At 48.8% G+C, this 20,026-nt stretch carries 17 protein-coding genes; 10 read left to right on the forward strand and 7 right to left on the reverse strand.

Annotation, left to right across the window (positions count from 1 at the left end; translation table 11 throughout):
• Positions 1-72 precede the first annotated feature (72 nt).
• The 4 genes from RF679_RS14695 (at position 73) to RF679_RS14710 (ending at position 7,025) form a co-directional block, all read left to right on the forward strand.
• The gene (locus RF679_RS14695) at positions 73-2,235 is read left to right on the forward strand and encodes a S46 family peptidase (protein WP_309481378.1); all 2,163 of its coding nucleotides are present in this window, start codon (positions 73-75) and stop codon (positions 2,233-2,235) included.
• 327 nt (positions 2,236-2,562) lie between these two features.
• A complete protein-coding gene (gene ffh, locus RF679_RS14700) occupies positions 2,563-3,921 on the forward strand; it encodes a signal recognition particle protein (protein WP_309481379.1) in 1,359 nt (452 codons plus the stop codon).
• A gap of 842 nt (positions 3,922-4,763) precedes the next feature.
• Positions 4,764-5,237: an SWIB/MDM2 domain-containing protein gene (locus tag RF679_RS14705; RefSeq protein WP_309481380.1), complete on the forward strand. Its 474-nt coding sequence runs from the start codon at positions 4,764-4,766 to the stop codon at positions 5,235-5,237.
• Between the two features lie 216 nt (positions 5,238-5,453).
• Complete coding sequence (locus RF679_RS14710) at positions 5,454-7,025, forward strand: glycosyltransferase (protein WP_309481381.1); 1,572 nt, start codon at positions 5,454-5,456, stop codon at positions 7,023-7,025.
• Here RF679_RS14710 and RF679_RS14715 read toward each other — a convergent pair.
• The 4 genes from RF679_RS14715 to RF679_RS14730 form a co-directional block, all read right to left on the reverse strand.
• On the reverse strand, positions 6,997-7,671 hold the full coding sequence (locus RF679_RS14715) for an acetyltransferase (RefSeq protein ID WP_309481382.1): 675 nt from the start codon (positions 7,669-7,671) through the stop codon (positions 6,997-6,999). The genes RF679_RS14710 and RF679_RS14715 overlap by 29 nt on opposite strands.
• Positions 7,672-7,685: 14 nt before the next feature.
• Positions 7,686-8,525, reverse strand: coding sequence for a beta-keto acid cleavage family enzyme (locus RF679_RS14720; RefSeq protein ID WP_309481383.1), 840 nt, complete (start codon positions 8,523-8,525; stop codon positions 7,686-7,688).
• A 90-nt stretch (positions 8,526-8,615) separates the two neighbouring features.
• Positions 8,616-9,227, reverse strand: coding sequence for a lytic transglycosylase domain-containing protein (locus RF679_RS14725; protein ID WP_309481384.1), 612 nt, complete (start codon positions 9,225-9,227; stop codon positions 8,616-8,618).
• 54 nt (positions 9,228-9,281) lie between these two features.
• Positions 9,282-11,015, reverse strand: a complete 1,734-nt coding sequence (locus tag RF679_RS14730) for a proline--tRNA ligase (protein ID WP_309481385.1) — start codon at positions 11,013-11,015, stop codon at positions 9,282-9,284.
• A 361-nt stretch (positions 11,016-11,376) separates the two neighbouring features.
• Between RF679_RS14730 and RF679_RS14735 the strand changes: the two genes are divergently transcribed.
• From RF679_RS14735 to RF679_RS14750, 4 genes are all read left to right on the forward strand, one after another.
• Positions 11,377-12,051: an RNA pyrophosphohydrolase gene (locus RF679_RS14735; protein ID WP_309481386.1), complete on the forward strand. Its 675-nt coding sequence runs from the start codon at positions 11,377-11,379 to the stop codon at positions 12,049-12,051.
• On the forward strand, positions 12,048-12,596 hold the full coding sequence (locus RF679_RS14740; protein WP_309481387.1) for a CNP1-like family protein: 549 nt from the start codon (positions 12,048-12,050) through the stop codon (positions 12,594-12,596). The genes RF679_RS14735 and RF679_RS14740 overlap by 4 nt, the downstream gene beginning before the upstream one ends.
• Before the next feature lie 128 nt (positions 12,597-12,724).
• Positions 12,725-13,612, forward strand: a complete 888-nt coding sequence (gene bla, locus RF679_RS14745) for a class A beta-lactamase (RefSeq protein WP_309481388.1) — start codon at positions 12,725-12,727, stop codon at positions 13,610-13,612.
• A gap of 11 nt (positions 13,613-13,623) precedes the next feature.
• Entirely contained in the window at positions 13,624-13,947 is a 324-nt protein-coding gene (locus tag RF679_RS14750; protein ID WP_309481389.1) for a low molecular weight protein tyrosine phosphatase family protein, read from the forward strand.
• Between the two features lie 599 nt (positions 13,948-14,546).
• Here the strand turns inward: RF679_RS14750 and RF679_RS14755 are convergent.
• The 3 genes from RF679_RS14755 to RF679_RS14765 are packed head-to-tail and all read right to left on the reverse strand — an operon-like array spanning position 14,547 to position 17,495.
• Positions 14,547-15,998 (reverse strand): NAD(P)(+) transhydrogenase (Re/Si-specific) subunit beta, encoded by a 1,452-nt coding sequence (locus tag RF679_RS14755; RefSeq protein WP_309481390.1) that lies wholly within the window; start codon positions 15,996-15,998, stop codon positions 14,547-14,549.
• On the reverse strand, positions 15,998-16,321 hold the full coding sequence (locus RF679_RS14760; RefSeq protein WP_309481391.1) for an NAD(P) transhydrogenase subunit alpha part 2: 324 nt from the start codon (positions 16,319-16,321) through the stop codon (positions 15,998-16,000). Before RF679_RS14760 ends, RF679_RS14755 begins: the two co-directional genes overlap by 1 nt.
• Before the next feature lie 58 nt (positions 16,322-16,379).
• A complete protein-coding gene (locus tag RF679_RS14765; RefSeq protein WP_309481392.1) occupies positions 16,380-17,495 on the reverse strand; it encodes a Re/Si-specific NAD(P)(+) transhydrogenase subunit alpha in 1,116 nt (371 codons plus the stop codon).
• Between the two features lie 740 nt (positions 17,496-18,235).
• Here RF679_RS14765 and RF679_RS14770 point away from each other — a divergent pair.
• Both RF679_RS14770 and mnmA read left to right on the forward strand, forming a co-directional pair.
• Complete coding sequence (locus RF679_RS14770) at positions 18,236-18,733, forward strand: NUDIX hydrolase (protein WP_309481393.1); 498 nt, start codon at positions 18,236-18,238, stop codon at positions 18,731-18,733.
• A gap of 113 nt (positions 18,734-18,846) precedes the next feature.
• Positions 18,847-19,944 carry a tRNA 2-thiouridine(34) synthase MnmA gene (mnmA, locus tag RF679_RS14775; protein ID WP_309481394.1) on the forward strand — a complete coding sequence of 366 codons (1,098 nt, stop codon included), beginning with the start codon at positions 18,847-18,849 and terminating at the stop codon, positions 19,942-19,944.
• Positions 19,945-20,026: the final 82 nt, after the last annotated feature.

A 20,026-nucleotide genomic window follows, 5' to 3' on the forward strand; every position in this document is an offset into this window, starting at 1 on the left:
AAACAAGTGGGCACTTGATGCATTCCAGCTTCGGAAAAAAATAACAGATTCATTTTCCTTTTAGGAACGACCATGAAAAAATCACTTTTCGCTTTGGCAGCACTGGCGACCCTTGGTGCTACCGCACATGCCGACGAAGGTATGTGGATGCCACAACAATTGCCGCAAATCGCTAAACAATTGAAAGCGGCTGGCCTCAAACTCGATCCATCGAGTTTGACAAAACTCACCGAATTCCCAATGGGCGCCATCGTTAGTCTCGGCGGCTGCTCTGCCTCATTCGTTTCACCACAAGGTTTGGTCGCTACCAACCACCACTGTGTGTATGACAGCGTGGCGCGCGCCTCTACACCAGAACATAACTACTTGGCTAATGGTTTCTTGGCCAAGACCTTAGCGGAAGAAGTACCAGCTGCGCCAGGCTCGCGCATTTACGTCACCACCGATGTGACCAACGTCAGTGACAAAATTATCAGCGCAGATGTTGCAAAGTTGACCGGCAAAGCGCGCATGGATGCGATCGAAAAGAATCAAAAAAGTATGATCGCCGCATGTGAAAAGGAAGCAGGTTTCCGTTGCAGCATTCCGACTTTCTACGGTGGCTTGGAATTCTATTTGATCAAACAAATGGAAATCAAAGATGTCCGTTTGGTGCATGCCCCTGCTGAAGGCGTAGGTAAATTTGGTGGCGACACCGATAACTGGATGTGGCCACGTCACACAGGTGACTATGGTTTCTACCGCGCCTATGTCAGCAAAGATGGTAAGCCAGCAGAATTCAGCAAAGACAACGTGCCATACGTTCCAAAGCACTTCTTAAAATTAGCTAAAGATGGTTTGAAAGAAGGCGATTTTGTGATGGTATTGGGCTATCCAGGCCGTACGAATCGTCATCGTTTACCTTCTGAAATTGCTTACACGTTTGACTTTGAGTATCCGAATTTCGTCAAGAACTCTGCAGAAACTCTCGCGATTATTGCCGCCGAAACCAAAGACAATAAAGATGCTGCTTTGAAGTACGCAGGCATGGTTGCGAACATCAATAACTATTACAAGAATCGTCAAGGCATGCTTGATAGTTATGCTGACAGCGACATCTTGCCACGCAAGTCCAAAGAACATGCTGACTTAAAAGCTTGGGTAAATTCCAATCCAAAAACCAAAGCTGAGTTTGCTGCGGACATCGAAAAAATCGAAGAAATCTACGCCAAGCGTGATGCAACGGCTAAGAAAGAATCTTATTTAGCTTCTTCTTATCCACGCTTCTTGTCGACGGCACGCACTCTGTATCGTTTGGCACAAGAACGTACTAAGCCAAATGCAGAACGTCGCGCTGGTTTCCAAGATCGCGATTTGCCACGCTTCAAAGCCAGTATCGATGGCGTAGAACGTAGCTATGACGAGAAAGTCGACAAAGCCTTAGTGCTCAATAGTTTAGTGAAGTATGCAGCCGCACCAGCTGCAGAACGCAATGCGAACTTTGATAGCGCCATGGGTATCAAAGACGGTATGAGCAAAGACCAATTGAAAGCCTTGTTAGATACGATGTACGCTGGCAGCCAATTTGGTGACAAGGCTTTCCGCGCAGCTTGGCTCAACAAATCCGTTGACGACTTCAAGGCAAGCAATGATAGCTTCATCAAAGCTGCTGTTGCAATGTACGACGAGGGCATGAAACGCGAAATGGCAGATCAAGAAACTGCTGGCAGCATGCAAAAAGCCTATGCAAGCTATATGAAGGCAAAAATCGCCTACATGAAGAGCAAAGGCCAAGCTGTCTACCCTGATGCCAATAGCACTTTGCGTGTGACCTTTGGTAAAGTTGCTAGCCGCCCATTCGGCGCTGACGGCACGACTTGGACCGCTTTCACCACAGTCAAAGGCGTTGCAGCTAAAGCGACTGGAACAGGCGAATTCAATGCGCCAGCAAACCAATTGGCAGCGATTAAAGCCAAAGATTTCGGCAAGTATGTTGATCCAGCTTTGAAAACAGTTCCAGTCAATTACTTAGCGACTTTGGACATCACTGGTGGTAACTCCGGCTCTGCCGCTTTGAACGCCAAAGGCGAATTCATCGGTTTAGCATTCGACGGTACCTTGGACTCCATCATTGCTGATTGGGACTACAACAAAGCATCAAGCCGCTCGATTCAAGTCGATTTGCGTTACATGCTGTGGCAGATGAAACACGTCGACAAAGCAGACAATCTGTTAAAAGAAATGAACGCAGAATAAGTACGACCATCGGGTCATTTCTGAGCAGGCCATCGCCTTTCACAAGGCGGTGGCCTTTTTATTTCTTGCTATAAAAATTTTACTCAGCATCATCGCAGAAAACCCATCTTCAGGTCGATTCGGCGCAGATTTCGGATGATTCAGCCCGAATCCTACTGGCAAAGCCCGCTGCAGAGGGAAAACACCCCGCCTTTTCGAGTAAAATAGCGGCTTATTTGAAAGCCATGCGATTGATCATTCCTGACTTCAGCCCCAACTATCGGATGCCTGCAGGAAAACCAAAGCATCTCCGCAGTGGCTCAGTCACCACCATTTTGAAGGTTCACTATGCTCGACAATCTCACCCAACGCTTAGCCAAAGTCGTCAAGACCATGCGTGGCGAGGCCCGCCTCACGGAATCCAATACCGCTGAAATGTTACGTGAAGTACGTATGGCATTACTCGAAGCGGACGTGGCTTTGCCAGCTGTGCGCGAACTGATTGCCCGCGTCAAAGAAAAAGCCATGGGTGAAGAAGTCATCGGCTCACTAACACCAGGGCAAGCCTTGGTCGGTGTGGTACAAAAAGAATTGGCATCGCTAATCGGCGCCGATCTTGGTGAACAAGCGGCCGAACTCAACTTTGCGACGCAACCACCAGCGATCATCTTGATGGCGGGTTTGCAGGGCGCAGGTAAAACGACGACAGTGGGTAAGCTCGCCCGCTTCTTGCGCGAAAATAAGAAGAAAAAAGTACTCACTGTTTCTGCCGACGTTTATCGTCCAGCGGCGATCGGTCAGCTCGAAACCGTCACGGCTCAAGCAGGCGCAGACTTTTTCCCAACCACAGTCAACGACAAGCCAGTAGCGATTGCGCTCGCGGCGCTCGACTGGGCCAAGAAGCATCATCACGAAGTGCTGATCATCGATACTGCAGGTCGACTCGGTATCGACGAAGCCATGATGAAAGAAATTGCCGAAGTTCACGCTGCGGTAAAACCGATCGAAACACTGTTCGTGGTTGACGCCATGTTGGGTCAAGATGCGGTCAATACGGCAAAGGCCTTCAATGATGCCTTGCCATTGACCGGTGTAGTGTTGACCAAGCTCGATGGTGATTCGCGTGGTGGTGCCGCATTGTCGGTGCGGCATGTGACCGGTAAGCCGATCAAATTCGCTGGTGTATCGGAAAAACTCGATGGCTTGGAAGCCTTCGATCCGACCCGCATGGCCAATCGTATTTTGGGCATGGGCGATATTTTGGCCTTGGTCGAATCCGCACAAAAAGGCATGGATATCGAAGCGGCCAAAGGTCTCGCTGAAAAAATCAAAGTCGGTGGCAAGTTCGATATGAACGATTTCAAAGCGCAACTGGCGCAGATGAAAAACATGGGCAGCTTATCGAGCTTGATGGACAAATTGCCGGCACAGTTCCAACAAGCAGCATCGGGCGCCAACATGGAGAATGCAGAAAAAAATATGCGCCGCATGGAAGGCATCATCAACTCCATGACACCATTGGAACGCAGCAAACCTGAACTGATTAAAGCCTCACGCAAACGTCGTATCGCCGCCGGTGCTGGCGTTCAAATTCAAGAAGTGAATCGCATGCTGGCGCAGTTCGAACAAATGCAAAGCATGATGAAGAAACTCAAAGGTGGTGGCATGATGAAGATGATGCGGGGCCTGAAAGGCATGATGCGTTGATTTACCCTCATAAATCCAATGCTAGGGCGCATTGCTTCTTCGCTTATCCTCGCAATACTCTAGTATTGCTGCGGGAAACGAATCGCACTGCATCCCTATCATTGAATTTCTGATGGTAAATCGATTTGCTGTTTTCTGTAGTGCACATCCAAACTGAGTCGCTTTTCGAAAATCATTTAAGAATGCATTGCTTCTTCGTTTATCCTCGCAATACTCCAGTATTGCTGCGGGAAACGAATCGCACTGCATCTCTATAATTGAATTTCTGATGGTAAATCGATTTGCTGTTTTCTTTGTAGAGCCTCATCACATCATCATTTCAAAAGCGCACCGCGTCCCTATCATTGAATTCCTGACGGTAAATCGATTTGCTGTTTTCTGTAGTGCACATCCAAACTGAGTCGCTTTTCGAAAATTATTGAAGAGTGCATTGCTTCTTCGTTTGTCCTCGCAATACTCTAGTTTTGATATGGGAACCGACTCGTACTGCATCCCCAAAAATTGGATTTCTACCTGCAAGTTGTCACCCTATTTCTTGGCGCTGCGACCATCTTTCGTTTACAGACTCGATCGCATAGCGTCACTTGACCAGCGCTGACTCAACAAATTTCGTTTTTACTCGTGCGTGACTCCCCGATTTTTGCGACGTAGCCTTCACCTTTTTTTCTCGATTCTGCAGAGGAAAAACGACATTTTTCCCTCTGAAAATGGGGTTCGCGGTGATTTCTCACAATTTTTTTGCAAAAACCAAAAAAAAACACTTGCAAGCCACGATAAACCGCACCACTATTAGCACTGCGTGAAATGGCGCATTTTCAAGACAATTGTGAAGGAGCCTCAATATGGCAACAGCACCAAAAAAAGCAGCAGCAAAACCAGCAGCAAAAAAACCTGCCGCGAAAGCAGCAGCTAAACCGGCAGCTAAAAAACCTGTAGCAAAAGCAGCAGCGAAGCCAGCAGCAAAGCCAGCTAAAGCAGCAGCAAAACCTGCAGCGAAGCCAGCGAAGGCAGCAGCTAAGCCAGCAGCAAAAAAACCAGCAGCAGCGAAAAAGCCAGCGGCAGCTCGTAAGCCAAATGCAGCTTTCATGAAACCAATGACGATTTCTCCAGTCTTGGCAGCAGTCATCGGCGCGGCTCCAATGCCACGTACAGAAGTGACCAAGAAAGTGTGGGAATACATCAAAAAGCACAAGCTGCAAGATGAAGCAAACAAACGCAATATCAACGCAGATGACAAGTTGAAAGCCGTCTTCGGTGGCAAGAAACAAGTCTCTATGTTTGAAATGACTAAACTCATTTCTGGTCACCTCTCCTAATCGAGAACGACTAACATATTGCTTTGGGCAATTCTTGAGATTGAATTTATTCATTCTCAATCCCAAACAAAAACGCCCGCATCGCGCGGGCGTTTTTGTATCGAAGTTCGGCAAAGAAACAATGGCGCGAACAGCCACAACACACGTTAGACTCGCCGGCGAGTCAACTAAGGAGCGCTTGCCATTTCCAAAAATTGGCGCGCCACACGCCCCGACATGAAACACATTAATATTCACGCCCTCGACTCGCTTCGGCAATTACTATTGGATCCGCTCACACGTCCGCATTGGGATCAGCTACACAAGCAATACATCAATTCGAATGATCTCTCATTCAAAACTTTAGTCGTCGAGAAAATTTGTACACAGATTCCTCAAACAGGGCTGATTGGTTTCTATCGAGGTGTTTTCTTAGCGCATATCTTAGATCAGGAAAAATGGAAGCGAGATGCTGCCATCGCATTACTTGGGCTGCGACCTGTCAACGTCGATCGCATCATGGCTTTTCTAAACTTCGAAAATGCGGTCTCGATTTACGAAGCCAACGCCAATCACGGACTCAATACACGAGCCGAACAATTGCAATTCCCACAGTTGCTCAAACTCGCGACAGACGCCATCAAACTCAAAACAAAAGTTGAACTTAATCTCAACTCAAAGCGCATCGCGGTCTATTCCATGCAAATTAATGATGGCCGTCACCCGCCAACAACCTTGTTATTCGATCACGCCCATCTTCTAAAAAGACTCGGCTACGAAGTTCATGTATTTAGTGCACAAGAACTCGACATCCCTCAGAGCAGTCACTATCTCAGCAACAGCGGCTATTTGGTCAATTGGCCATTCGATTCGAAGCTCCAGCACGATGCAGAATTCAATCAGAGCCTAGACGTCACCATCACTACCTCATCCCTGTCATTGTTGACACGGTACGAACAGATTATTAGCAAGATGATTGAATTTTCGCCGTCACTGATTTTCTTCGTTGGTGATAGTTCTCCACTCATCGAGTTTCTTTTTCAGATCTTTCCTACTCTTGCACTCAACACCAATTCCAATGCGCCATTGGGTCATTCAGACCTCTGGTTAGCGGCGAATGAAAAACATTTACGTACCGCGCAATTTACCAACACGACGGCTTTCCACTATCCCAATCGTATTAAGCTGCCAGCTCAAGCCGAGGGCCTCAAGACGAAAGCCCCCACATCGAAAGTCGTACTCATCACTGTAGGTTCACGCCTAGCTGTTGAAATCAGAGACGAATGGGCGAAAAAAATGCTAGCCCTAATGGAATCACATCCACAGCTGGAATGGAAATTGATTGGTGGGCAAGGTGTACTACCCGAAGTGCTAGCGGCAGCGAATGAGAGAATCACCGCGATTCCTTTTACGCCGAATGTTGGCGAACACCTTGCAACCGCCGATATTTACGTCAACCCTCGTCGGGTCGGTGGTGGATTTAGTGTTGCTGAAGCGATGGCATTTTCATTACCGGTACTCTGTTATAGCGAGACAGATGGCGGCGATAAGCTACTAGAACATGCGGTCGACTCGGATCAGGCCTACTTTGATTTACTGACGCACTTGATTCATAGCCACGACGATCGAATCAAGTTCGGTGCTCAATTAAAAGAAATGTTCGATCAGAATCTTAGCCTCAGCAATGCAGCGCCACGCTTGCAATTAGCCATTCAGCAGGCCAAGCAGAACGCCCTGCTTCGATTCTCAAAGAATATCGACGATGGCCCTAGCGCCGACGCTAAAGGTCTTGATTCACCAATTTCTTGAACTTGGCTGGTACACCGACCACAAGTGAGTTATAGGCCACATCGCCCGTAACAACTGCACCTGCACCGAGGAATGCGTGATCGCCAATCACCAAACGTTCAATCAAGGTAGCACCAATCCCTACCGTAACGGCTTCGCCAATGACGGACAGTCCACCGAGATTGCAGCCAGGCTGCAACCTTGAAAAGGCGCCAACACGCGTGTCATGTCCTACCGTAACACCACGATTCACAAAAACATGCTGGTCCAAATGCACTCCAGGCCCAATCACACTATTAGCGCCGATAAAGACACCTTGACCTAGTTTGGCGAGCGGAGAAACATAAGCCGTTGGGTGAATCAAGGTCGTAAATTTCAAGCCAAACCGTTGCACTAATTCAGAAGCGAGTACCGAACGTTGTGGCGTGGTCGGACCGAGAATGTAAAGCTCATCTGCTTGAGGTTGAAATTCTTCGAAAGAAAGGAGCTGTGGGGTCTGCCCAAAAACCTGCAAATCAGCGATGCGTTCTTGCACGGAACGGTCGCGCTCTCCCACTGCCTCAGCGTGATGCAACACCACACTCTTAATGTGGAGTTGGTTGGCGATAGCGCAATCGAATATATCGGAAAGGATATTGCTCGCACCAAAAATAACTAGATTTCTCACGACCGCTCTTCCCCTTAGCATTGACGTAATTGAAGCCGCTCTCGAACTGATTGCGCAGACGCCGCTTGACGCCCCATTGCCGTCGCTTGTTGGGCAACCCGACGCACCAGATCCGGATTGGTCGCTAATCGTTGGCGTTGATCGTCGAACCAAAGATTATCTTCCAAGCCCACTCTAACGCCGTCGGCCGCAACGATTCCCAAAGCATTCGCCTGATGTTGAAAACGCCCGAGTCCCGCAACAGCCCACACCGCACCTTCCGGTAACTCATTCACCATCATGCCGAGATGTAGTAACTTGGCTTGGGCGGTCGCGACATTGCCGAGTAAAAGATTGAAATAATATGGCGGCTTCAGTAAACCTTTTTCAATTAAAACATGAGCGAAATGAACCATTCCCAAATCAAATACTTCGAGTTCTGGTTTGATGTCTTTTTCTAGCATTAACTCAGCTAATCGCATGATCATCGATGGCGCATTAAGACTCGCTTCGGTCGCGAAGTTCATGGAACCTAAAGTGAGACTTGCCATATCAGGCTTCACGTCACCATCTAAAAGCAAACTCTGAGCACGCTGTTCGAACTCTTGCGCCCGTCGACCGCTGGTCGTCAAAGTAATGATCACCTCTGGCTTTTCGTGGCGAATACGCTCGATGATATCAGCCACAATGCGCGGTTCGGAGGTGGGTTGGCCTTGTTCATCGCGACCATGCAAATGGGCGATCGAAGCGCCCTCATCCACGCAAGCGATCACATCAGCTGCAATTTCTTTGGGAGTGAGCGGGACATGTGGCGACATCTCTTTGTTCGGAACCATGCCCGTTGGTGCCACATTAATGATCAAATCTTTTTGCATGGAAGGCTAAGGTAAATTGGAGATTAAGAAGCAAGAACAGAACGCAAACGTCGCAAGCCATAGACATTGGGCAAGCGCCATCCACATCAATTATCCACTGAATTCCCAATTTTTCCAGTTCGCCAAAACGGCATTCGGATACTCGGGACGCCCACGACTACCGTTATAACGACCGAGCGCAAGATAAAGATTGCCATTTTCCATATCGATATACATACGCAGAATAGAACATCCATAGCGCAGATTCGTTTGCATATGAAATAGCTTCTTGGGATCACCGTCCCCGATCACACGCGACCAAAATGGCATGACTTGCATATAACCGCGCGCCCCAACAATCGATGTCGCATATTTCTTGAAGCCAGACTCGACTTGGATTAAACCCATCACCATCGCAGGCTCAAGCCCTGCGCGCTTCGATTCGTACCAAATCGTTTCAAGCAATTCGATGCGGGTTTGGCGATCGGGAATGCGTCGCTTTAAACGGTCGGACATCTCGCCGAGCCAATTCAGATATTTAAGTTTATCTTCAAACTTTTCAAAACTTGGTTTGGGTGGGCGCGAATCGGCGATCGCTTTTGATAGGGCTAAACGTACCGAGTCAGCAATCGCTTCTTCCTTCTGGTTTCCTGCTGACGCTGAGCAATGCAATCCAAGGCCGATGAGAAGCGCAGACAATAAAAAACAAACGCGAAGTGTCATGCTTCGCGTTTGTTTTTGTTGAGACTCAAAAAACGACATGGATATGTCTGAATCTTAGGATGCCAATTTCGCTTGTAGGAAGCTGAACATTTCAGCGATCGCCACATTACTCGCCTCGGCGTCACGACGACCTTTGTATTCGAGCATGCCTTCTTTCAAGCCACGGTCACCGATCACAACGCGGTGCGGTACGCCAATCAACTCCCAATCCGCAAACATCGCGCCTGGACGCAAATCACGATCATCCAACATGACGTCCACACCTGCCGCTAACAATTGCGCGTACAGTGTTTCAGCCTGTTCTTTCACCGCTGCGCTCTTTTCCATACCCATTGGGCAAATCACGACTTCAAATGGTGCAATCGCGGTCGGCCAAATGATGCCCTTGTCATCAAAATTCTGCTCAATCGCTGCGCCAAGAATACGCGTAATCCCAATACCATAGCAGCCCATTTGCAAGATTTGTGGCTTACCATTTTCATCGAGATAAGTCGCTTTCATCGCTTCAGAATAGCTGGTGCCGAGCTGGAATACGTGACCGACTTCGATACCGCGTTGAATCGCCAACACGCCTTGACCATCTGGCGATGGATCACCCGCCACCACATTACGCAAATCGGCCACCATCGGTTCTGCAACATCGCGGCCCCAGTTTGCACCGGTGAAGTGGAAATCTTCCTCATTCGCGCCACAAACGAAATCCGCCATCATGGCGACCGTACGATCAGCCACCACCTTCACAGGCAACTTGGTATTGATAGGGCCAAGGTAGCCAGGCTTGGTGCCGAAGTGTTCAACAATTTCGTCTTCAGTCGCGAAGCGATAATTTGCCAAGCCAGGCACTTTACTCGCCTTGATTTCATTGAGCTCATGATCACCGCGCAAGAGCAATAACCATACTTGCTTTTTGATCGCATCTTTTTCTTCGATCTCCACAGTCAACACAATCGACTTCACTGTGTTTTGCAAAGGAATGCCGAGCAACTCTGCGACATCTTCACATTTGGACTTCTTCGGCGTCGCCGTCTTGGTCAAGGCTTGGCTTGCGTCTTGGCGTGCGCTCAACAAAGAAACCGCTTCAGCCGCTTCCATATTGGCTGCGTAATCGGATGTTGGGCAATACACCAAAGCGTCTTCACCAGTATCGGCGATCACATGGAACTCGTGGGAGCCCGTACCACCGATGGCGCCGTTATCTGCTGCCACCGCACGGAATTGCAAACCGAAGCGATTGAAGATGCGGGTGTATGCGTCATACATGTTTTGGTAAGACTTCTTCAAACCATCGAGATCACGATCAAAAGAATACGCATCTTTCATCGTAAATTCACGACCACGCATCAAACCGAAACGTGGACGACGCTCGTCGCGGAACTTCGTTTGAATATGATAAAAATTGACCGGCAATTGACGGTAAGACTTCAACTCAGAACGAACCACGTCTGTGATCACTTCTTCTGATGTCGGCTGAATGGCGTAGTCGCGACCGTGGCGATCTTTCACGCGCATTAGTTCCGGACCCATTTTGTTCCAACGCCCCGTCTCTTGCCATAACTCAGCGGGTTGTACGACCGGCATCAACATTTCAATTGCGCCAGCACGATCCATCTCTTCACGCACAATCTTTTCAACTTTGCGAATCACCCGCAAACCCATCGGCATGTAGTTGTAGATACCAGCACCGAGACGTTTGATCATGCCGGCTCGCATCATCAATTTGTGGCTGACAATCTCCGCATCCGCAGGAGCTTCTTTCAAGGTCGAAATAAAATACCGTGTTGCGCGCATAGCTAGGTTTCTTTTCAAAAAAATAAAACTTCTACAAAAATCGAAGAGCAAATATCTCCTTTGGCATGCCTATTGTGCATTGCCAAAAAAGATACGACAACTCTGGAACTTTTTTTTAGAAGTACTAGGTTATAATCAACTCAATTTTAAAGGATATGCTGGCTCATGCGCTCACTGTTTGCACTTTTGATGATGGATTCGACTGCATAAATGCACTTTTTTAAGTTTTTGGACTCTGTTTCGCCTATTTTGCGCAACGAAATTTGCTCGTAGGCCGCACTCCGTAACTTGAACAAGCTTCGTCCGTCGCTCGACTTGCGTCTTAGTTAAGCGCTGGCCACAAAGAAAATTGGGGTCAATCATGTTGGATCGTGAAGGCTTTCGGCCTAACGTCGGCATTATTATGCTGAATGCCAATAATGAGGTTTGGTGGGGTAAGCGGGTGCGCGAGCATTCGTGGCAATTCCCACAAGGCGGCATTAAATACGGCGAATCGCCGGAACAAGCCATGTTCCGCGAATTGGAAGAAGAAACGGGCTTATTGCCTCAGCACGTCAAGATTATCGGTCGCACGCGCGATTGGTTGCGCTATGAGGTGCCTGATCATTTCATCAAACGCGAAATCCGCGGCCACTACCGTGGTCAAAAGCAAATTTGGTTTTTGCTACGCATGGTTGGCCGCGACTGCGACGTCAACTTACGCGCCAGCAGCCATCCTGAATTTGACGCTTGGCGTTGGCACGATTACTGGGTTCCTTTGGATACCGTGATCGAATTCAAGCGCGGCGTGTATCAAATGGCATTGCAAGAATTGTCGCGCTATTTGCATCGTGATGCGAACTACCGCAAACCACATCACCGCGGTCAGCAGCGCGGACGCGATAAACGTCATGAAGCCAAATCGGACACTCCATCGGTATCTACTAGCGAAGAAACCGTGGCCAACGCTGCCAAGGACGCTCTCGCCCCGAACACGAATCTTGAGATCGCACCACCAAGCGCCATCGAAAATGGCAATAAGGAAACTGGCTTATGAAATTGTCTTCCGATATCTTGATCTTGCATCAGAGCATGCGATACGTCTTCAGTATTAGCGTCGTATTGAGCTGTTTTTCTGGTGTGGTCAGCCATGCTCAAGCAAAACAAGATGAAGAAGTCAAAAAAGCCTTTGTCGAGAGTGAAGTGAAACTGCCGAGTGCGCCGCAAGAGAAAGATCTCCTGCTATTTCACAGCAGCGATAGCCAGCAATTTTATCTCGATACGCAATCCTTGAGCATCGCAGCTGACGGAAGCTTTCGTTACACCTTAGTCGCCAAGAGCCGCGCCGGTGCGCGTAGCATCAGCTATGAAGGTCTACGTTGCGAAACTTCCGAGAAGCGCCTATTCGCCTTCGGTCGCAAAGATGGTGAATGGTCCGAATCACGCCGCAAAGAATGGTCGAGCATTAGCAGCTCTGATAGTAATCAGCAACACGGGGTGCTCGCTTGGGATTTTGTCTGCAGTTACGGCCGCGTAGTCGGTGGCATCGATAAAATCACGCAACGAGTACGACGCGGTGAATCACTACAACGCTCACCATAATCAACTCCTTGGCGGCGTTTTTTTCGCAATCGCGCTGCACTGTGCATGCCCTCATAGCAATCGAAATCAAGCAAGGTTCTGATGAATAAGTCGGGACTGAATTGCTCGATTTAGTTCATCTACATTTCATGAAGCCAATCGACCGCCGCTCTTATCTAAAAATCCTCGCACTCGCGACAGTTAGTGCATTTCATACATCGACTTTCGCTAAGCTATCGTCGACAGGGCCTATACGAGCGTTACGCGAACTCGAAAAACGTCACCACGGACGGCTCGGCCTGGTTGCCTTAGACCAAAGCACCGGTCAGAGTATCGTTTACAGGGCACAAGAGGCCTTCCCGTTTTGCAGCACATTCAAAGTCCTCGTGGCTTCGGCCGCACTCAAGTTGAGCGAGTCTGAGCCCAAATTTCTCGAGGAGAGAATTGCGATCAAACCCGAGGATATATTGAGCTACTCTTCGCAGGCCGAGAAGAACGTCAATAGCAGCATGGCGATTGCAGATCTATGCGCAGCGACACTACAACATAGCGATAATGCGGCAGCAAACCTTTTGATGAAGCGTCTGGGTGGGCTCGATGCCATCAATCGTTGGGCACATCAACTTGGCGACAGCAGTTTTCAACTCGATCGATGGGAAACCGACCTAAATTCAGCGATTCCTGGAGACCCACGCGATACCGTCACACCGCTGGGCATGGCGCAGTCACTACAAAAACTTTGCCTCGGCGATGCACTGAAAGCTGAGACTCGTGCACTGTTAAATCAATGGATGTTGGGGAATCAAACTGGAGCAACGCGGATACGCGCTGGGGTCCAGAACGGCTGGAAAGTGGCCGACAAAACCGGCAGTGGCGCATATGGCACAACCAATGACATTGGTGTGATTTGGACGCCACAGGATAAACCCATCGTCTTAGCGATTTACTTCACACAGAAGAGCCGGTCAGCCGATCCCAAGAGCGAAGTCATTGCGGCTGCAACGCGGCTGGTCGTTCAACACTTGCACTTGGCATAAATGAGAACACCATGCATCGCGCGCTGTTTATTTGCACTCAAAACCGACTACGAAGTCCCACTGCGGAACAAGTTTTCGCAGCATGGCCCAACGTCGAAACCGATTCCGCCGGTTTGGGGAACGATGCAAACGTACCTCTTTCTTCCGAACAGATTACTTGGTCGACCATCATTTTCGTCATGGAAAAAGCGCATCGCAATAGACTGTCGAAGAAATTTTCTGCCTATCTCAAAAACAAACGCGTGGTCTGTCTCGACATTCCAGACGAGTATGACTACATGGATCCGGTGTTGATCCAGATTCTCAAAGCAAAGGTCGCGCGTTTTCTCGCCTAAGCGATCAAGTTGGGGATGGGTTCCATCTATACGATTTCTGTCGTCCCAAGTTCACCAGAAATTTGATTTTTTAGCAATATCAACCTAGACTGTGTTGTCATTGTCTTCGTAGTGCGCAACTGCGCAGGCAATGCCCCGTTTCTTGTCTTGAATTGGAGATCGCCGATGAATCCTTTGTTTATTATTGGTCCTATTGCACTAGCGGGAATTGCTTACTATGCCTTGCGAGACAACCCAAAAAGTGACAAGAAGCCGGGGCGATGGAGCACAAACGATTCCTCTGATCATGATTGGTCCAGTTCGACGAGCTATCTGAGTAGCGACAACAGCGGTAACAGCAACGATGATAACAGTAGTCGCAGAGGCGACTCGTCAAGCAGCTGCGATAGCTCTGATAGTTCATCAAGTTGGAGCTCAAGCTCTTCCGATAGTTGTTCCTCAAGCAGTGATTCTTCCAGCAGCTCTAGTAGCGATTAAGCCACCACTAAACCAACACCAAGCCCAACCTAAGCAAAGACCCAGCAATTTAGGAAGCTCAGGAAAACAAAAAGCCCGCGACATCTTGCGATCCCGCGGGCTTTGATTTTTTCGACCGTCGCTTAGTCTTCGACTGCCTTCACCATGTCTTCAATGACTTTCTTAGCGTCGCCAAATACCATCATGGTCTTATCCATGTAGAACAATTCATTGTCCAAACCGGCGTAACCGGAGGCCATGGAACGCTTGTTAACGATGACCGTTTTCGCTTTGTACGCTTCCAAAATCGGCATCCCAGCGATGGGTGATTTTGGATCTTTCGCCGCTGGGTTCACCACGTCATTCGCACCGAGCACCAAGACCACGTCGGCCTGACCAAATTCGCTATTGATATCTTCCATCTCGAATACTTGGTCATACGGCACTTCCGCTTCCGCCAACAAGACATTCATATGCCCTGGCATACGGCCAGCCACTGGGTGAATCGCGTATTTCACGGTAATGCCTTTGTGACTGAGCTTTTCAGTCAATTCTTTCAAAGCATGCTGAGCACGTGCCACCGCTAAACCATAGCCTGGAACGATGATGACTGTCTCTGCATTGCCCAACAAGAAAGCCACGTCATCTGGCGAGCCTGACTTCACTGTACGTTGAACTGCTGCGCCAGTAGCGGCATCAGCTGGGGCACCACCAAAGCCACCCAAGATCACGTTGAAGAAGGAACGATTCATCGCCTTACACATGATGTAAGAAAGAATTGCGCCGGAAGATCCCACCAAAGAACCCGCAATAATCAACATCGAATTATTGAGTGAGAATCCAATACCAGCCGCCGCCCAACCCGAATAGCTATTGAGCATCGACACCACCACAGGCATATCGGCACCACCAATCGGAATGATGATGAGCACGCCGAGCACGAAGGCAATCGCAGTCATCAACAAGAATGGTGTCCATGCTGGCGCAGTATTGGCATCAAAGCAGAACACCAAACCGAGTCCCACCATGGCGAGCGCCAAGATCAGATTCAACATGTGTTGACCGGCAAAAGTCACTGGTGCGCCTTGGAACAAACGGAATTTATACTTGCCCGATAACTTACCGAATGCAATCACCGAACCAGAGAAGGTAATCGCGCCGACAAAAGTACCAATAAAGAGTTCGATACGGTTACCGAATGGGATCGCTGCATCACGGTCGGCGATTTTAAAAATCCATGGTTCAGAAACAACTGCGATCGCAATACACACTGCCGCCAAACCGATCAAAGAGTGCATCGCCGCAACCAGCTCAGGCATCTTGGTCATTTCAACGCGTTTGGCCAAAGTCGCGCCAATGCCGCCGCCGACCAACACGCCGACAGCAACGAGCCCGTAACCCAAGTTTGCACCGCCGATCGCTTCGTTTTTCAACTTAACAATCAGAGCCACCGTCGTGAATGCCGCGATGACCATCCCCACAATACCAAAGGCATTACCGCGCCGCGCCGTGGACGGATGAGACAAACCTTTTAAAGCCTGAATAAAACATACCGATGCGATCAAATACAGCATCGTCACCAAATTCATACTCATTATTTGGCCTCCTTAGCATCATCTTTGGACGCCTTCGGCTCTTTTTTCTTGAACATCTCCAGCATGCGCTGAGTGACCAAGAAACCACCGAAAACATTGACCGCCGCCAAAGCGACCGCCAAAGTGCCCATGACCTGCGCCAAAGGACCTTCCGTTAAACCAGCCGCCAACATGGCACCGACGATAATGATCGCGGAAATCGCATTCGTCACCGCCATCAAAGGCGTATGCAATGCCGGGGTAACGGTCCACACAACGTGGTAACCAACATAAATTGCCAACACAAAAATGATCAGGTTGGTCAGGGTATGACTCACTTCCATCTCAATCTCTCTTTCCCGAATTCGTTAATGATTTGTATTCGACTATGCGCTTTTGCTCTTATTTGCGCAGCACTTCGCCGCCAGCGCACATCATGGTTGCAGCCACAATCTCGTCTTCTTTATTGATCGCCAAATTGGCTTCTTTATCGATAATCAGTTTCAAGAAATCGAGGATATTGCGAGCGTACAAAGCCGAAGCATCCGCAGCTACTAAAGTCGCCAAATTCGGTTCGCCAATAATATGCACGCCATATTTGGTGACCGTTTTATTGAGTTCAGACAAAGGACAGTTACCACCTTGCTCGACCGCCATATCGACAATCACCGAGCCCGGCTTCATGGCCTTCACGGTTTCTTCCGAGATCAGTGTCGGCGCTTTGCGACCAGGGATCAGCGCTGTAGTAATGATGATGTCAGCTTGCTTGGCACGTTCATGCACCAAGGCCGCTTGACGCGCCATCCACGCTGCCGGCATTGGGCGAGCATAACCACCAACGCCCTTCGCAATCTCGCGCTCTTCATCGGTTTCATAGGGCACGTCAATGAATTTTGCACCAAGCGATTCGACCTGTTCCTTGACTGGGGGACGTACGTCGGAGGCTTCAATCACTGCACCCAGACGTTTGGCGGTTGCGATCGCTTGCAAACCTGCGACACCGACACCCATGATCAACACGCGCGCTGCTTTCACGGTACCAGCCGCCGTCATCAACATCGGCATAAAACGTTGATAGGTGTTGGCTGCCAACATCACCGCTTTATAGCCTGCAATATTCGCTTGCGACGATAAAACGTCGAGCGACTGAGCACGCGTAATACGCGGTGCTGCCTCGAGAGAAAATGCTGTCAGGCCATGTGCAGCCATCGCCGCAATATTTTCCGCGTCAAAAGGATTGAGCATACCAACCACGACCGTACCCGACTTCATCAAGCTGCGCTCTTCAGCCGAAGGGGCGCGGACTTTGAGCACCAACTCTGCGCCAAAGGCATCGGCCGCACTGCCGATCTGTGCACCGGCAGCTTGGTAGGCTTCATCGGTAATCGACGAAGCGATACCTGCTCCTGCTTGGACGATCACTTCATGTTTGGCGCTGACGTATTTCTTAATTGTTTCAGGGGTCGCCGCGACTCGCGTTTCGCCCGCCCGTGTTTCGGCGGGAATGCCGATTCTCATAAGTAGCTCCTCGTTTGCTTAATTGCTTTGTGGTTTTCTGTAAGTCGTAAGCTTGCGCCGTGGTTCAAAACTACAGTCGAACACGTCGGTCCTCAACGTCTTCAACTTTCTTTACTCAAAAGCGATAACTCTGATCCTTGAGAAACAGGGAGCCAAGGTTTCGATAAAACACCCGCCCCGCCAGAACGCAATTCATTCTGGCGCCTAAAAATCAACAAGGAATTCTGAACTTTTAAGGGCTTTTTGAAATAGTTGATCTTGATCTATTTCAAAAAACTCTTCGATTCTAGCTTTTAAATTCGACAACGATATTACACGAAAAAGACAAAATAAAGACACGGTAGTTGGCGGTGCAACATCGAAGATTATTTGGTGAAAATCGATTTCACCGTACATCAAGTTCTCAGACGGCCATTCAAGTAGACCCTCAAAAGCCGCATAAAATAAGGCTCAGCCGAGCGAAGACGAGCAACAAAGCGAAGAAAATTCAGCTCAATACCATAAATAAATTAACAACAAATTTGAAAGCGATTCGTATAGATAGAATCTTTATTAGCAAATGCAGTGCCCTTCTTTCTTGCCTAGAACTCCTGCTCGAAACAGAGAAAGCCATCAAAAATGAGACAAAAGAGTAAAATGTCGCCTTCAGTTTCGATGGACATCACTCTTGCGCGGTCAAGCCAACGTTTGATCAACCGGTGCCTTTCTCTCGCATCAACCTCTTTGGAAAAAATATCGACATGTCCCATGTCTGGAAACCCTCAGTCACCGTCGCCGCGATCATCACGCGCCAACATCAAGGGCGCCAAGAGTTTTTGATGATCGAAGAGCAGACCAAAGACGGCATCAGAATTAACCAAGCCGCAGGTCATCTCGATCCTAACGAAAGTTTGCACCAGGCAGTGATCCGTGAAACTTTGGAAGAAACCGCGCATGACTTTGTGCCAGAAGCTTTAGTTGGCACCTATATGTCGAAATTTGTGTCGCCGAACTCTGGCGAGGAAGTCACCTACTTGCGCTTTGCCTTTTGTGGCACAGTGAGCGCACAACATGATCGTCCTCTCGACACCGGCATTTTGCGGGCGATGTGGATGAGCTATGAAGAAATTCGCGCCTGCCATGAACGCCATCGCAGCCCTTTGGTCTTGCGTTGCTTAGACGATTATCTAGCGGGACAACGTGCGCCGTTGGACTTGATGTACACCCATCCTAGCGTGACTGGGCAGGCAACCAATTGATTGAGATCGCATTGTGATCGCATCAAGGGGGCACAATATAGTTTGCCCCTTTGATTCAAAAAAATGTAGATAAATAAGACCGCCTACCAAAGTAGGCAAGATCGGAAAAGAGTATGAGTAAAAAACGGGTCGTGATTGGTATGTCAGGCGGGGTTGATTCCTCGGTTTCAGCTTGGCTACTCAAACAACAAGGCTATGAAGTCATCGGTCTTTTTATGAAGAACTGGGAAGATGATGACAATTCCGAGTACTGTTCAACGCGCGAGGATTTGATCGATGCGGTCAGCGTCGCCGATGTGGTTGGGGTCGACATCGAAACCGTCAATTTCGCGAGTGAATACAAAGACCGTGTGTTCGCCGAATTCTTGCGCGAGTATCAAGCTGGACGCACCCCCAACCCCGACGTCTTGTGCAATGCTGAAATCAAGTTCAAAGCCTTTCTGGATCATGCCATGAATCTGGGGGCTGACTATATCGCTACTGGTCACTACGCACGTGTACGCGAAATGAACGGTGAATATCAGCTGTTGAAAGCGCTCGACAGCAGCAAAGATCAAAGTTACTTCTTGCATCGACTCAATCAAGCGCAGCTCAAAAATACTTTGTTCCCACTCGGCGAAATCAACAAAACTGAAGTCCGTAAGATTGCGGAGCAGATCAATTTACCGAACGCTAAAAAGAAAGATTCGACCGGCATTTGCTTTATCGGTGAACGCCCTTTCCGTGAATTTCTAAACCGCTATTTGTCTTATGCACCCGGAGAAATTCGTACGCCAGACGAAGAAGTTATTGGTCAACATGTGGGCTTGAGTTTTTACACGCTCGGACAACGCAAGGGCATCGGCATTGGCGGTATCAAATCTAAACAAAAAGAAGATGGCAGCAGTGATGCGTGGTACGTCGCCCGCAAAGATGTGGTCAATAATCGCCTATATGCGGTGCAAGGCCATGATCACCCATGGTTGCTGTCGCAGAAATTAGAAGCGGGCCAAGTCAGTTGGATCGCAGGTCGCGCTCCAGAGCTGGAAAAATTATCTGCCAAGACCCGCTATCGCCAACCCGATATGGCTTGCGGTTTCCAAGGTAATCTGGAACAGTTCCAATTACATTTCAATGACGCACAGTGGGCCGTCACACCAGGTCAATCGGCTGTGCTGTACGATGGCGACGTTTGTTTAGGTGGTGGCATTATTAACGCAGCGTTTGACTGATTAAAGTTCTCTCGCCGTCAGGGAAAACAAAAAGGACTGAAATTCCTCATGAATCTCAGTCCTTTTTTACTTTGGTACTGTT

The organism is Undibacterium cyanobacteriorum (assembly GCF_031326225.1).
Classification (GTDB): domain Bacteria; phylum Pseudomonadota; class Gammaproteobacteria; order Burkholderiales; family Burkholderiaceae_D; genus Undibacterium; species Undibacterium cyanobacteriorum.

Coding starts and splice junctions, on each gene's coding strand:
- RF679_RS14695 (WP_309481378.1), top strand. CDS start 73: ATGAAAAAATCACTTTTCGCTTTGGCAGCACTGGCGACCCTTGGTGCT.
- ffh (WP_309481379.1), top strand. CDS start 2,563: ATGCTCGACAATCTCACCCAACGCTTAGCCAAAGTCGTCAAGACCATG.
- RF679_RS14705 (WP_309481380.1), top strand. CDS start 4,764: ATGGCAACAGCACCAAAAAAAGCAGCAGCAAAACCAGCAGCAAAAAAA.
- RF679_RS14710 (WP_309481381.1), top strand. CDS start 5,454: ATGAAACACATTAATATTCACGCCCTCGACTCGCTTCGGCAATTACTA.
- RF679_RS14720 (WP_309481383.1), bottom strand. CDS start 8,525: ATGCAAAAAGATTTGATCATTAATGTGGCACCAACGGGCATGGTTCCG.
- RF679_RS14725 (WP_309481384.1), bottom strand. CDS start 9,227: ATGACACTTCGCGTTTGTTTTTTATTGTCTGCGCTTCTCATCGGCCTT.
- RF679_RS14730 (WP_309481385.1), bottom strand. CDS start 11,015: ATGCGCGCAACACGGTATTTTATTTCGACCTTGAAAGAAGCTCCTGCG.
- RF679_RS14735 (WP_309481386.1), top strand. CDS start 11,377: ATGTTGGATCGTGAAGGCTTTCGGCCTAACGTCGGCATTATTATGCTG.
- RF679_RS14740 (WP_309481387.1), top strand. CDS start 12,048: ATGAAATTGTCTTCCGATATCTTGATCTTGCATCAGAGCATGCGATAC.
- bla (WP_309481388.1), top strand. CDS start 12,725: ATGAAGCCAATCGACCGCCGCTCTTATCTAAAAATCCTCGCACTCGCG.
- RF679_RS14750 (WP_309481389.1), top strand. CDS start 13,624: ATGCATCGCGCGCTGTTTATTTGCACTCAAAACCGACTACGAAGTCCC.
- RF679_RS14755 (WP_309481390.1), bottom strand. CDS start 15,998: ATGAGTATGAATTTGGTGACGATGCTGTATTTGATCGCATCGGTATGT.
- RF679_RS14760 (WP_309481391.1), bottom strand. CDS start 16,321: ATGGAAGTGAGTCATACCCTGACCAACCTGATCATTTTTGTGTTGGCA.
- RF679_RS14765 (WP_309481392.1), bottom strand. CDS start 17,495: ATGAGAATCGGCATTCCCGCCGAAACACGGGCGGGCGAAACGCGAGTC.
- RF679_RS14770 (WP_309481393.1), top strand. CDS start 18,236: ATGTCCCATGTCTGGAAACCCTCAGTCACCGTCGCCGCGATCATCACG.
- mnmA (WP_309481394.1), top strand. CDS start 18,847: ATGAGTAAAAAACGGGTCGTGATTGGTATGTCAGGCGGGGTTGATTCC.